A 14,288-nucleotide genomic window follows, 5' to 3' on the forward strand; every position below is an offset into this window, starting at 1 on the left:
GTGGTTATGCCTACCATTAAATTATTTAGCTACACTTAATGGATAATTAACAAATTATTACACATTTTTACGGTCGATATACCAAATTAAAATTCTTTACTTGCTCATGAATAAAAACTATTATGCGATAATTATGGCTGGAGGGATTGGAAGCCGCTTTTGGCCGATAAGCCGTACATCGCACCCTAAACAGTTTATAGATATACTTGGTACCGGTAAAACCTTAATACAAAACACCTACGAACGTTTCCTGAAAGTTTGCCCCAAAGAAAATATTTACGTTGTTACTAACGAAAACTACACCAAACTGGTAAAACAACAATTGCCCGATATGGAGGATCAGCAGATCCTTACCGAACCGGTAATGCGAAACACCGCTCCTTGTGTTGCCTATGGTTGTTTTAAAATTGAAAGCCTTAACCCGGATGCCGCTATTGTTGTAGCCCCTTCCGATCAGCAGATCCTGGATGAAGATGCTTTTGTTGCCGCTATCGAAAAATCATTGCAAACCGCCGCTTCAAATGATTATCTGATAACCCTGGGCATTAAACCATCAAGGCCCGATACCGGTTACGGATATATTCAATACACTGATAACGTTATCAACGATGAGTTTCATAAAGTAAAAACCTTTACCGAAAAACCCACTCTTGAAATAGCTAAAACCTTTATTCAAAGCGGCGACTTTTTATGGAATGCCGGCATCTTTGTTTGGTCGACCAAAACTATTGTTAAGGCCTTTAATCAATACCTGCCCGAAATGCATGAGATCTTTGCTGATGCGAAGCCAGTTTATAACTCAGACGATGAAAAGTCTTATATACACAAGGCTTACCAGCAATGCGTTAATATCTCGATAGATTACGGCATTATGGAAAAAGCAGATAATGTGTATGTATTACCTTCGGATTTTGGGTGGAGCGATCTGGGTACCTGGGCATCAATATATGACCTTGCCGAAAAGGATTATGTAGGTAATGCCGTTATCCCTGCAGAAAAAGTGATCATGTATGACTCTTCAAACTGCATGGTAAACGTGCCGGGCGAAAAACTGGTAATATTGCAGGGGCTGCATGATTATATCGTAGTAGAATCGAACAACTCCCTGCTCATTTGCCCCCGCGACCAGGAACAGAACATCAAACAGGTTGTGGCTGATGTGAAGAATAAGTTCGGGGCGAAATATATTTAGTATTTAGAGATTAGAGGCTGGAGATTAGAGATTAGTTAAAGACTGTTTCCTAATCCCCAATCTCTAACCTTTAATTAACTGACAAAGATCGCTGCCTTATCGCCTCATACAAAATCACCCCGGTAGATACCGATACATTCAACGATTCAATTTCGCCGAACATAGGGATCTTGGCCAGGTGGTCGGAGATCCGGATGATCTCGTTACGAATGCCGTCTTCTTCCGATCCCATAACGATGGCAGTAGGTCCGGTATAATCCGGAGTGTAAATATTGTCCTGTGTTTTCTCGGTACAACAAACCAGTTGCAAGCCTGATTCCTGGAGGAAGCGTACAGTTTGCATAAAATTATCATGCCGGCAAACAGGGATTTTGTATAATGCGCCGGCCGATGTTTTAATGGCATCAGGATTTATCTGCGCCGAGCCTTTGGCTGGGATCACGATGGCATGCACACCGGCACATTCGGCAGTACGGGCAATCGCACCCATGTTCCTTACATCAGTAATGCTGTCTAAAACTAAAATTAACGGCGTTTCCCCCTTTTCAAATACTTCTGGAATGATGTTCTCTATCTTTTGATAAACAATAGGCGAAATCACAGCTATAACTCCCTGGTGATTTTTCTGGGTAATGCGGTTTAGTTTTTCAACCGGAACCTGCTGTGCGGTTATCTGATATTCGTTCATCAGTTCTTTAAGCTCCTGTATCAGGCCACCGCCTATGCCTCGCTGTATAAATAACGCCTCAATCTCTTTACCCGAGCGAATCGCTTCTACTACCGCCCTGATACCAAAAACCATCTGATTGCTTTCGCGCTGAGGCCTTGAATTAAATGCCATTTTATGATTTAAATTTTGGCAAAAGTAGCTATATTAATTGATTAAGCCGTTATTGAACTGATAACCCTTTTGGGTTTACCGGCGTTTGAGTGCAGATGCTATCAACACTTGAAAACTTTATTAACATTGACTCAATTAGCTGAAAATCAATCAGCCCAAATTCCCTTAAAAAGTTATCAACACCGAGGTGTTTATTAAAAACCTTAAAATTATCACCCTGTGTATGATTATTTTAAAATGCCGATACACTATGTTAGGTGTTTACTTTGCCTGTCGAAGCGTTTTTTGTATATTTTTGTACCCTTATGAGTTTTGAGAATAACAACCAGTATAACAAGCCAAATACTTTTGAACGCCGCAGCCGGATCCCTAATCCTACCCCATTCATTGCAGGCGGCAAATTGCAGCCACAGGCTACGGATTTGGAGGAAGCAGTTTTAGGCGCCCTTATGCTGGAGAAAGATGCCCTTTCATCTGTTATAGATGTTTTAAAACCCGAAGTTTTTTATCAAACCAATCACCAAAAGATTTTTTCTGCAATAAAAATCTTGTTTGAAAAAACACAGCCTGTAGATATCCTTACCGTGACTGCCGAATTACGCAGGCTTGGCGAGCTGGAAATGGTTGGCGGTGCTTACTATATCACTGAACTTACAAGCCGCGTTGCATCGGCCGCCAATATCGAATTCCATTCGCGCATCATCATTCAAAAATTTATTCAGCGCGAACTGATCCGCATTTCTACAGAGGTGATCAACAATGCATATGAGGATACCGCAGATGTATTCGACCTGTTGGATATGGCCGAAAAAAATCTGTTTGAAATAGCCCAGAGCAATTTACGCCGGGATGCCCGTAATATGGACGATCTTGTTCATGAGGCCCTACGCGACATTGAAGCCCTGAAGGATAAAAAGGATGGCTTAACAGGTGTTGCCTCTGGCTTTACCAACCTTGACCGGATGACGTCAGGTTGGCAAAAATCAGATCTGGTGATCATTGCGGCACGTCCGGCGATGGGTAAAACAGCTTTTGTATTAAGCTGTGCCCGTAACGCAGCGGTTGATTTTGACAAACCTGTTGTTGTATTTTCGCTGGAGATGTCATCTGTACAGTTAGTTAACCGTTTGATAGCCGGCGAGGCAGAAATTGAGCAGGAAAAAATACGTAAAGGCACACTTGAAGAATGGGAATGGCAGCAGGTACACTCTAAAATTGGCAGGCTTGAAAAAGCAACGTTCATCATTGATGATACACCTGCCCTAAACATCTTTGAGTTCAGGGCAAAATGCCGCCGCTTAAAATCACAGTATGATATCCAGTTAATCATTATCGACTACTTACAGCTGATGCATGGCAAAGCTGAAGGCAAAGGTGGCGGGGGCAACCGTGAGCAGGAAATCAGTAGCATTTCTCGTGCTTTAAAATCAGTTGCCAAGGAGCTCAGTGTGCCGGTAATTGCACTTTCGCAGTTAAGCCGTGCGGTTGAAAGCCGGCCGGGCAACTCAAAAAGACCAATGCTTTCAGACTTACGTGAATCGGGCGCTATTGAGCAGGACGCAGACATGGTATTATTCCTCTATCGTCCAGAATATTATGGTCTGACCGAAGATGAGGACGGTAATCCAACCCAGGGTGTGGGCGAGGTAATTATAGCCAAGCACCGTAACGGTGAAACAGGTACTGTTCGGCTTAAATTTGTGGGCAAATATGTTAAGTTCACAAATCTTGAAGAAGGTATGGATGGCTTCCCCCCTCCCGCAGGTAACGCTTTCGCAGGCCTTGCCCCTTCGCAGGATTTTGAAAAGCAGAGTAACTTCATTATACGTCCATCAAGAATGGACGACATAGATGATGAACCTCCGTTTTAATCTCATTTCGAATGTGGAACCTTCGATTTCGGATTTATTTAAAGACAATATCCGAAATCAAAAATGCGAAATCGCAAATCAAAATATTATTCCTAAAACCACACCGATAATGATCACTATCGGTGTTTTTATTTTGGTAAAATGCAGCACCAGGAAGGTGCCAATCATTAAGGCATAGGCTGTCCAATTTAAGCCAAAAGGCCTTACCAGTAAAATCAGCGCAGTAGCCATAAAACCTACAGCTACTGCATTTATACCGCTCAGTGAGTTTTTTATACGTGTAATCTTCTTCAGATCCTCCCAAAACGGCACAATAAACAGGATAAGGATAAGTCCTGGTGTATTGATGCCAATAACAGCAACCAGGCTCCCAATTACCTGCCCCCAAATACTGTATCCTTTGTTGCCAAGCGTTATGCCGCCCAAAAACGAAGTAAATGAAAATGTAGGCCCAGGCAAAGCCTGCTGCAAGGCATATCCCGACAAAAACTCCGACCGGCTTAAGTAATGCTTAACCTCAACAAATTCGGTATACATGAGTGGTACCAGCACCTGTCCTCCTCCAAAAATAAGAATGCCGTTGCGGTAAAAGTTTTCAAATAAACGGATTGGTAAACTTAATGGGGACGTTTGATTTACAACCGCACCTAAAGCAGCAAAAAAAAGCAGAATACCTATAAAGTAAGCTACTTTATTAGGGTTTACATTTGAATACAGCTTTACCCTCAATTCGTTTTCATGCTGCTGAGTTTCCATGGCCGATGATATAATGCCGCCAAGCAATATCAGTATCGGAAAGGCATAAGCATTTTGAAGGATGAGTGTCACAATCAGTGAACCAATAGCCAGCATGGTGCTGATCCTGGTTTTCAAAAATTTATTAGCAAATGTATAAGTGGCATAAGCAACTATGCCTACCGCTATAGGCTGTACATAACTGATTACATGAGCAAATTTGGCCTTATTAGCAACCATACTGTAACTGATAGCCGCCATACACATAATAGTAGCCGAGGGCAGTATCCAAATTAAAAATGTAATAATAGCCAGCCTAAGTCCACCCACTTTCCAGGCTATCCCAACCAGCGTTTGGGTTGACGAAGGGCCGGGCAATACCTGCGATAAGGCATTAAGCTCCATCAACTCATCTTCGGTAATATATTTTCGTTTTTCAACAAACTCGCGCAGTAAAACAGCAATATGGGCCTGCGGCCCGCCAAAAGCGGTAAAAGTATAAATTAGCACATCCCGAAGGAATATAAGTTGCCGTTTTTTCATTCTTTAAAAAAGATCATAGTTGATGGTTCATAGTTTGTGGTGATGGCTCTTAAGACCATGCTTTATAGCCTAATATCAATTATTATAAGTAAACTCATTTAGTTTATAAAGCTAAAACCTAAAGGTCATTGTTCAGTTGCCATGAACTATGAACCATCAACTATGAACCCTAAAGGCTAATAATCGTCATCGTCTTCTTCAAAACCCATTGCTTGCCTGTACACTGCCTGCAATTCAGAAAAAGCATGGTTATCGCGCTTTTCTTTTGTCATTTTCATGCCGGTTTCATAAGTTTTAATGGCGTCATCCTTTCGGTTTAACGCTTCATAAAGCTTACCCAAATGATAATAGGTACCTGTATAGCCGGGGTGGTTATTTACCAGGTCTTCATAATAGGCAAGTGCCTTATCTGTCTCATTCAGACGCAGATATTCAGTTGCCAGGGCATATTTCAGAAACTCATCATCCGGTTCATTTTTTATAAATTCCAACAGCTTATTCAATCTGCTTAACTCCATTTTAAACTCTATCTTTTTTAACTAAATTTGCAAAAACCTATTGATATGAAGATTCTGGTATGTGTAAGTAATGTCCCTGATACCACCACAAAAATAACTTTTACTGATAATAACACGCAATTTAATACAAACGGGGTTCAGTTTATACTTAACCCTTATGATGAAATTGCACTTGCCCGCGCCATTGAACTAACCGACGGCGGTAAAGGTACAGTAACTGTAATAAATGTTGGGGAAGCCAATACAGAAGCCACTATACGTAAAGCCCTGGCCATTGGCGCTACCGACGCGGTACGAATAAGTGCTAAACCGCACGATGCCTGGTATGTAGCGTATCAGATTGCGCAATATGTAAAATCAAATCCTTTTGATCTGATCCTGACAGGTCGTGAATCTATTGATTATAATGGATCAAAAGTTGCCGGTATGCTTGGCGAACTGCTTGATCTGCCATCGGTATCCATCATTAAAAAATTAGATGCCGCTGACACAGATGCAACCGTTGAGCGCGAGATTGAAGGTGGTAAAGAAGTTTTAACTATCCCCTATCCTTTTGTAGCCGGTACAGCCGAAGGGGTGGCCGAACCCAAAATACCCAATATGCGCGGCATTATGTCTGCCCGAACCAAGCCACTTACAGTTGTTGAACCGATTGAGGTAAAAACATTTTCGGAGATCATTAGTTATGAAACACCTGCTCCACGCGGCCAGGTGAAGCTTATACCTGCTGATGATACTGCTAAACTGGTTGAGCTGCTGCATACCGAAGCGCGTGTTATATAAATTATGATCTAAATCATTAACAGATAAATATGTCAGTTTTAATATATGCGGAAAATACCGGGGGCAAATTCAAGAAATCAGTTTTTGAAGCAGTTTCTTATGCCCGCGCCATTGCCGATCAAAATAATACTTCCCTTACCGCTGTTTCAATAGGCAACGTTGACGCCACCGAATTAGCTTTATTAAGTAAATACGGTGCAAATAAAGTGCTTAATGTATCAGGAGATAAATTGAAGGAATTTGTAAACCAGGCCTACGCATCTGTCATAGCCGAGGCGGCCAAAAAAGAAGGTTCTGCAGTTGTGGTATTATCAAACACCTTTTCGGGCCGTGGTTTAGCGCCCCGTATAGGTATTAAACTGGGAGCCGGTGTTGCCGATGGAGCAGTAGCGTTACCTGAACAGGCCGGTGGCTCGTTTAAAGTAAAAAAAACAGCATTCTCTGGTAAAGCCTTTGCCACTGTTGAGCTTACTTCTGCTATTAAGGTTATCGCACTTGTGCCTAACTCTTATCAAGTTGTGGAAACAGCTGTTGCTGCCCAGGTTGAGGATTTCAGCGTCGAAACCAAAGCATCTGACTTCAAGGCCATGATCAAAGAAATCGTTCGTTCAACCGACAAAGTTTCTCTGCCCGATGCAGAAATTGTTGTTTCGGGAGGTCGTGGTTTGAAAGGCCCGGAAAACTGGGGCATAATAGAAGATCTTGCCAGCCTTTTGGGTGCTGCCACCGCATGCTCAAAACCTGTTTCGGATGCAGGCTGGAGGCCACATAGCGAACACGTTGGACAAACCGGTATAGCTGTCAGTCCAAATTTGTATATTGCAGTCGGTATTTCAGGTGCTATTCAACACCTGGCCGGGGTAAGTTCATCAAAAGTCATAGTAGTAATAAACAAAGATCCGGAAGCACCGTTTTTTAAGGTGGCAGATTACGGAATTGTGGGCGACGCGTTTGAAGTACTCCCTAAATTAATTGCAGCCGTTAAAGAATATAAAGCTTCAGTATAAATACAGGTGTGATGGGGAATAACATGAAAAAAATAAAGCTTGATATTGTCGGCTTATCATACAGTCAAACTCAATCGGGTGCCTATGCACTTGTTTTGGGCGAGGTTAGCGGCCGTCGTCGCTTGCCTATTATCATCGGAAGCTTTGAAGCTCAGGCTATCGCTATCGAAATAGAAAAAATGACCCCAAGCCGCCCGCTTACGCACGATTTGTTTAAAAGTTTCGCACAGGCTTACCAGATTGAAGTTCAGGAAGTGATCATCTATAATTTGGTTGATGGGATATTTTATGCAAAATTGGTTTGCAGCGACGGAAAGCGTTCTGTAGAAATAGATGCCCGCACTTCTGACGCTATTGCGGTAGCTGTACGCTTTGACTGCCCAATCTTCACTTATGAATTTATTCTTTCAACTGCGGGTATTGTTATAGAAGGCAACGATTTTGTTTATCTGGAAAATATCAACGAAACACCCGAAGAAAAATCTGTTAGTGCATCGGTTAGCGGTTATGCTTCTATCAGTACCGAGGAGCTGAAAACAAAACTCCAGGAAGCCCTGGCCGAAGAGTCATACGAAAAAGCAGCGAAGATCCGCGATGAACTGAACAAGCGTAAAGCTTCCTGATTTCGGAGTTCGAATTTTCTATTTCGGATTTACCCGAATGTACTTTTTCAAAAAATATAATTTAATCGTGAATGACATATAACAGAAACTCACCCCTTGGGTTTCTGTTTAACAATCGTAATTTCTACACTTGTAGCTTTCTGATTTACATTTATTTCACTACTTTCCGCTTTTAATTTAACACTGACTAAAATTATTTAAACCCGGTACCATATGAATATTAAGTTCCGCTTAATACTGATGAATTTTATGCAATTTTTTATCTGGGGTGCCTGGTTGCTTACCATTGGTGCATACTGGTTCCAGGATAAACATTGGTCGGGCGCACAATTTGGGGCAATCTTCAGTACTATGGGTATTTCGGCAATATTTATGCCTGCCCTTACGGGTATTATAGCCGATAGGTTTATCAATGCTGAAAAGCTTTACGGTATCATGCATATTTTAGGGGCGGCATCCTTATTTACCTTGCCTTTAATTACCAGTCCTTCCGCCTTTTTCTGGGTAATGCTGATAAACATGATCTTTTATATGCCAACCCTTTCATTATCAATAACAGTTGCATATTCGGCGTTAAAAAGTAATAACAAAGATGTAGTTAAAGATTATCCCCCTATCAGGATTTGGGGAACTATTGGATTCATAGCTGCGTTGTGGACAGTGAGTCTCACACACAACGAAACCTCTCCCAACCAGTTTTATATTGCATCGGCCGTAGCCCTTGCACTTGGCATTTATTCTTTTAGTCTTCCTAAATGCCCGCCACTTTCGGCCAAAGCAAATAACAAATCGTTTGTTGATTCATTGGGGCTAAATGCCTTTAAACTATTCAAAGATGCAAAGTTTGCTATTTTCTTTGCATTTTCGATGCTTTTGGGCGCAGCACTGCAACTTACCAACGCGTACGGTGATACCTTTATACAAGACTTTAAAAATATAGCCATTTATAAAGATTCTGTCGGCGTAAAATATCCGGCCATTATCATGTCCATCTCCCAGTTTTCTGAAACGTTTTTCATTTTACTGATCCCATTCTTCCTGCGTAAGTTTGGTATTAAGTATGTAATGCTGTTCAGCATGCTGGCCTGGGTGTTGCGTTTTGGCCTTTTTGCCTTTGGCGATCCGGCAGGTGGTTTATGGATGATTGTTTTATCATGCATTGTTTACGGTATGGCTTTCGATTTCTTCAATATATCTGGTTCACTTTTCGTTGAAACCCAGGCTACTCCCAACATCAGGGCAAGTGCACAAGGTTTGTTTATGATGATGGTAAACGGCTTCGGGGCTTTTTTCGGAAGTATTGCAAGCGGACTTATTATCGATCATTTCTTTCTGCTGCCCGGCGGTGGCAAAGACTGGCATGGGATCTGGCTTACGTTTGCCGGGTATGCTCTTGTAATTGCAATTGTTTTCCCTTTCGTATTCAGATATAAGCATAATAAAGCGCTTGTTGAAGCTATACAGCATGCGTAAGTTATTCTGAATCAGAATTTACAGAATTTTTAAATTAACAGAATAAAAAAGCCTTGCAAAGTTGAAACATAGCAAGGCTTTTTTATGTGGTATTCTGAAAATTCTTTAATTCTGTAAATTCTGATTCAGACTATTTCCTTCCCATTGCATATTTAATACCACCTAACAGATGGTTCAAATATAATGGATCAGCATATGATTCATCAGTATGACCTAATTCGGTATAAAAAGCCCTGCCGCCGGCGAAATTATGATACCAGGCCATTGGGTGATTATCGCCGTTTTCGCCACCAGTGTAGCTTTTCTCATCTATCTTGATCAGTACGTGCAGATCATTACCAATCCATTTATAGTTATACCATTCGTCCCATCGCTTCCAGGTTTCGGGCAGATGTTTAGTGGCAATAAAATTACGGTCGACCACATTTAACGTTGCTTCCTGTTGTTTTGGATGACTTTTAAAATAAGCCCCTACCAGTTTACCATACCATGGCCACTCATACTCGGTGTCTGTTGCGGAATGTACACCAACAAAACCGCCGCCGGCCTTAATATATTGCTCAAATGCAGTTTGTTGGGCATCATTTAAAACATCGCCGGTGGTGTTTAAAAATATTACCGCCTTATATTGTTTTAAATTATCGATGGTAAACCTCGTGGCATCAGTGGTACTGTCTGTATCAAAATTATTTTCCTGACCCAGTTTAATTATTGCAGTTACGCCTACCGCTATTGATTTATGAGGGAATCCCGCGGTTTTGCAAAATATCAGTACTTTATCTTTAGCAAGTACCTGGCTTATTAGTGCGCCTATTAAAAGGCAAATGGTAAGTAGCTTTTTCATAGTTGATTGTTATTGGTTATCAGATTAAAAATGAACGTCATGCTGAACTTGTTTCAGCACCCCACATGCTAAGTAGCCGACAAGTATGGCGCATACTTAGCATGTGGGATCCCGAAATAAATTCGGAATGACGTGTTGGATAAATTATAAATTCCCTTTCTTCAATTCATCTACTGCAAAATGAGCAGCGCGGGCCGTCATAGCCATATACGTTAATGATGGATTTTGACAAGCTGCCGAAGTCATAGCCGCACCATCGGTAACAAAAACGTTTTTGGCATCCCATACCTGGTTATTACCATTAAGTACCGAAGTTTTAGGATCACGTCCCATCCTTGCAGTACCCATTTCGTGAATACCATCACCAACGTTATGACCGCGGTCGTGCGTTTCAACGTTCTTTACGCCGGCACTTTCAAGCATGGCTTTAGCTTCCTTCACAATATCAATACGCATTTTCTTTTCATTTTCTTTAATCTCGGCATCCATCGCCAAAATTGGCAATCCCCATTTGTCCTTGCGGGTTTTATCAAGGGTGATCTTATTTTCGTGATAAGGCAGCAATTCACCAAAACCGCTTAAGCCTATAGTCCACGGACCTGGCTCTGTAAGTGCGTCTTTATAGTCGGCTCCAATGTTCAATTCAGCAATCTCACGGCTCCATCCCATGCGGCTTGCCGCACCCTGATAACCGAAACCTCGCAGGTAATCGCGCTTATCGCCAAACAGGTTGGTAAAACGGGGTATGTAAATGCCATTAGCACGGCGGCCGTAGTAATATTTATCCTCAAACCCTTCAACCAATCCGCTTGCACCCAGATTATAATGATGATCCATGATATTATGCCCAAGTTCGCCGCTGCTGCTGCCTAAACCATCCGGCCAGATGTCGGTGGCCGAATTCATCAGTACCCATGCACTGTTTAAAGCTGAAGCATTAACAAAAACTATTTTTGAATAGTACTCATAGGTTTGATTGGTTTCGGCATCAAGCACCTCTACCCCTTTGGCCTTTTTGGTATCCTTGTCATATAATATTTTAGTAACGATGGAATATGGCCTTACTGTTAAATTTCCGGTGGCAAGCGCTGCAGGCAAAGTTGATGATTGCGTACTAAAGTAGCCACCAAACGGACAGCCCTCCCAGCACCTGTTCCTGAACTGGCATGCTGTACGCCCTGGAATAGCAGCTGTTAAGTTGGCTGTACGACCGATGATCATATGCCTTGTACCATTATAATTTTTCTTGATACGGGCAGCTACGTCTTTTTCTACCACGTTCATATCCATGGGTGGCAAATAATGCCCATCAGGTAATTGCGGTAACCCTTCAAGCGAACCACTGATGCCTGCAAATTTCTCTACATGATCATACCATGGCGCAAGATCTTTATAGCGGATAGGCCAGTCAATAGCCCAGCCGTCTTTAGCATTTGCTTCAAAATCAAAATCGCTCCAGCGATAGCTTTGCCTTCCCCATAAAATGGAGCGACCGCCAAGCTGATATGAACGCCACCAATTAAAAGGTTTGATCTCGGTGTATGGTGCGGCCTGCTCATCGGTCCAGTAATCCATAATGGGTTCGGAAGCTCCCCAATTACGTGAAATTACGGGGCGTTGTTTACGTTGGGCTTGCGTTGGCTTTCCGGCATGATGTCGGTCCCAGGGGTCCTGATTAGCAGTTTTATAATCTTTAATGTGCTCAAAGTTTCGGCCCCGTTCAAGCATTATGGTTTTCAAGCCAAGTTCGGATAACTCTTTTGCTGCCCAGCCACCGCTGATGCCTGACCCTATTACAATGGCATCATAGGTATTATTAGCCTTAGCCTTGCCGTTTATATTACTTAATGGCATAGTTTATAAATTGGTTTTGAGATTGGATAAAACAAGTATATTAATTAAAAATCGATATAGCAATCGATTGTGAAGAAAAAGAACCATGTTTTTTTGATTGAAGGATTGACTTGATGGAAAGTCTGGATTCAAACATTCTTTAATCTTCTAATCCCGAAAATCATGCCTCAGATTTCTTACTTTTACCCCATGCTACAAGTAAGTGAATTATACATCTACCCTATCAAATCATTGGGCGGCATTGCTGTGCAAAATGCGGAGGTTACCCGTCGTGGTTTACAACACGACAGGCGTTGGATGCTGGTTAATGAACACGGGCATTTTATAACGCAACGCGAGTTTCCGCAAATGGCCTTATTGAAGGCATCAATCCAATCGGATGGGATAACAGTACATCATCAGTCAAGTGGGTCATTATTAATTCCGTTTAATTGCGAAAGAAAACCTTTGCAACAGTTTGCAGTTTGGGAAGACACCTGTTTTGGACAATATGTAAGCGAAGAATTCGACGAATGGCTCAGCGAAGCACTTAATATGAAATGCCGCCTCATTTACATGCCCGATGACAGTGAACGCGAAGTTGACCAGCGCTACGCAAAACCCGGCATGATCACTTCCTTTGCAGATGCCTATCCTTTTCTGCTGATTGGGCAAGCTTCGCTTAATGACCTCAACAAACGTATGCCGTTGCCTTTGCCAATGAACCGCTTTCGTCCCAATATAGTTTTTACAGGCGGCGAGGCTTATAGCGAGGACCTGATGAACCAGATAACAATAGCAGGGATAACCTTTTATGGAGCAAAACTTTGCGCACGTTGTGTTTTAACCACTATTGATCAACAAACAGCAATAAAGGCTAAAGAACCATTGAAAACGTTGGCCTCTTACCGTATGAAAAACAATAAGATCATGTTTGGACAAAACCTGGTGCATGAAAATACAGGCGTAATTTCGGTGGGTGACGAACTTCAGGTCTTGAGTACCCATGCTGAAGATAGATTTATAGTAGCAAAAAAAACCAATCACAACAGCATGAAACCAACCATAATTATTGAATATTGCCCTAAATGTAACTGGATGATGCGTGCCGCTTACATGGCGCAGGAACTGCTTACAACCTTTACCGATGACGTAAATGGCGTTACCTTAAAACCAAGCGAAGTGAGCGGCAGATATACGATAAGCGTAGGTGAAGAAACACTATTTGACCGCAAACGTGATGGCCATTTTCCAGAAATCAAAGAGTTAAAACAGGCCGTTCGTGATAAAGTTAACCCGGGTAAAAGCCTCGGCCATTCAGACAGGCATACATTGTAACTTTTATATAACAATGTCTGTATAAAATATCCTTTCTATATAATCTATAATATTACTCGAAAAAATAGTTAATTTAGAAAATATCTTTATTTACCTTTGTGAGTTTTATTTTAGAAAATGCTTTCAAAAAAAACTAAGTATGCTATAAAGGCACTTGTGGTTCTTGGCAAGAACATGGACCAGCCGCCTATGCAAATTTCGAAGATTGCCGAAATTGAACGAATCCCTAAAAAGTTTCTTGAGCAGATACTGCTTGATCTGCGCAATGCGGGGTTTCTTTACAGCAAAAAAGGAGCAGGCGGTGGCTACAGCCTTAACCGCGATCCCAAAGAAATATTCCTGGTAAGTATCATGCGTATAACCGACGGACCTATTGCCATGGTGCCCTGCGCCAGCTTAAACTTTTACCACAAATGCGATGAATGCCACCAGGAAAGCACTTGCGGCATAAGGGATGTATTTGTTGATGTAAGAGATGCCACACTTAAAATATTAAGCGAAACCAGCATCGCCGATATCATCAAACGCGAAACCACCCTCATCAGCGTTTAATTTTAAAACTTCATAAAACTGTCATAACGCAGTTTTTTTAAATTAAATGCTACTTTTTCCGTATACTATATATATATTTGGGAAATGAATCGTGAGAGCATTAATATTACCTGTCTTAACCAACTGACTTATTGC

General features: G+C 41.8%; 13 protein-coding genes. 8 read left to right on the top strand and 5 right to left on the bottom strand.

The window, feature by feature from the left end:
• Positions 1-106 precede the first annotated feature (106 nt).
• Complete coding sequence (locus DIU38_RS11605; RefSeq protein WP_149354084.1) at positions 107-1,192, top strand: mannose-1-phosphate guanylyltransferase; 1,086 nt, start codon at positions 107-109, stop codon at positions 1,190-1,192.
• Between the two features lie 70 nt (positions 1,193-1,262).
• Here the strand turns inward: DIU38_RS11605 and rlmB are convergent, their stop codons facing one another.
• A complete protein-coding gene (gene rlmB, locus DIU38_RS11610; RefSeq protein WP_112654865.1) occupies positions 1,263-2,033 on the bottom strand; it encodes a 23S rRNA (guanosine(2251)-2'-O)-methyltransferase RlmB in 771 nt (256 codons plus the stop codon).
• Positions 2,034-2,338: 305 nt separating this feature from the next.
• Here rlmB and dnaB point away from each other — a divergent pair, with 305 nt between their 5' ends.
• Positions 2,339-3,904, top strand: coding sequence for a replicative DNA helicase (dnaB, locus tag DIU38_RS11615; protein ID WP_091163915.1), 1,566 nt, complete (start codon positions 2,339-2,341; stop codon positions 3,902-3,904).
• 78 nt (positions 3,905-3,982) lie between these two features.
• Here dnaB and chrA read toward each other — a convergent pair whose 3' ends face one another.
• On the bottom strand, positions 3,983-5,182 hold the full coding sequence (gene chrA / locus DIU38_RS11620) for a chromate efflux transporter (protein ID WP_112654866.1): 1,200 nt from the start codon (positions 5,180-5,182) through the stop codon (positions 3,983-3,985).
• 176 nt (positions 5,183-5,358) lie between these two features.
• On the bottom strand, positions 5,359-5,700 hold the full coding sequence (locus DIU38_RS11625; RefSeq protein ID WP_112654867.1) for a tetratricopeptide repeat protein: 342 nt from the start codon (positions 5,698-5,700) through the stop codon (positions 5,359-5,361).
• A gap of 45 nt (positions 5,701-5,745) precedes the next feature.
• Between DIU38_RS11625 and DIU38_RS11630 the strand changes: the two genes are divergently transcribed.
• The 4 genes from DIU38_RS11630 to DIU38_RS11645 all read left to right on the top strand — a co-directional run bounded on the left by DIU38_RS11630 (position 5,746) and on the right by DIU38_RS11645 (position 9,586).
• Positions 5,746-6,483, top strand: a complete 738-nt coding sequence (locus DIU38_RS11630) for an electron transfer flavoprotein subunit beta/FixA family protein (RefSeq protein ID WP_112654868.1) — start codon at positions 5,746-5,748, stop codon at positions 6,481-6,483.
• Positions 6,484-6,512: 29 nt separating this feature from the next.
• Positions 6,513-7,490: an electron transfer flavoprotein subunit alpha/FixB family protein gene (locus DIU38_RS11635; protein WP_112654869.1), complete on the top strand. Its 978-nt coding sequence runs from the start codon at positions 6,513-6,515 to the stop codon at positions 7,488-7,490.
• A gap of 23 nt (positions 7,491-7,513) precedes the next feature.
• Positions 7,514-8,113 carry a bifunctional nuclease family protein gene (locus DIU38_RS11640; protein WP_091164922.1) on the top strand — a complete coding sequence of 200 codons (600 nt, stop codon included), beginning with the start codon at positions 7,514-7,516 and terminating at the stop codon, positions 8,111-8,113.
• A 213-nt stretch (positions 8,114-8,326) separates the two neighbouring features.
• Positions 8,327-9,586 carry a nucleoside permease gene (locus DIU38_RS11645; RefSeq protein ID WP_112654870.1) on the top strand — a complete coding sequence of 420 codons (1,260 nt, stop codon included), beginning with the start codon at positions 8,327-8,329 and terminating at the stop codon, positions 9,584-9,586.
• A gap of 130 nt (positions 9,587-9,716) precedes the next feature.
• Here DIU38_RS11645 and DIU38_RS11650 read toward each other — a convergent pair whose 3' ends face one another.
• Entirely contained in the window at positions 9,717-10,430 is a 714-nt protein-coding gene (locus DIU38_RS11650; RefSeq protein ID WP_112654871.1) for a ThuA domain-containing protein, read from the bottom strand.
• A 144-nt stretch (positions 10,431-10,574) separates the two neighbouring features.
• Positions 10,575-12,284 (bottom strand): GMC oxidoreductase, encoded by a 1,710-nt coding sequence (locus tag DIU38_RS11655; protein WP_112654872.1) that lies wholly within the window; start codon positions 12,282-12,284, stop codon positions 10,575-10,577.
• 162 nt (positions 12,285-12,446) lie between these two features.
• On the opposite strand from DIU38_RS11655, the gene DIU38_RS34450 reads away from it, so the two are divergent.
• Complete coding sequence (locus DIU38_RS34450; protein ID WP_262714356.1) at positions 12,447-13,601, top strand: SelT/SelW/SelH family protein; 1,155 nt, start codon at positions 12,447-12,449, stop codon at positions 13,599-13,601.
• A 117-nt stretch (positions 13,602-13,718) separates the two neighbouring features.
• Positions 13,719-14,153, top strand: a complete 435-nt coding sequence (locus DIU38_RS11665) for an RrF2 family transcriptional regulator (RefSeq protein ID WP_090525408.1) — start codon at positions 13,719-13,721, stop codon at positions 14,151-14,153.
• The last annotated feature ends 135 nt before the right edge of the window (positions 14,154-14,288 follow it).

The sequence above is a fragment of the Mucilaginibacter metallidurans genome (assembly GCF_003286435.2).
GTDB classification, from domain to species: domain Bacteria; phylum Bacteroidota; class Bacteroidia; order Sphingobacteriales; family Sphingobacteriaceae; genus Mucilaginibacter; species Mucilaginibacter gossypii.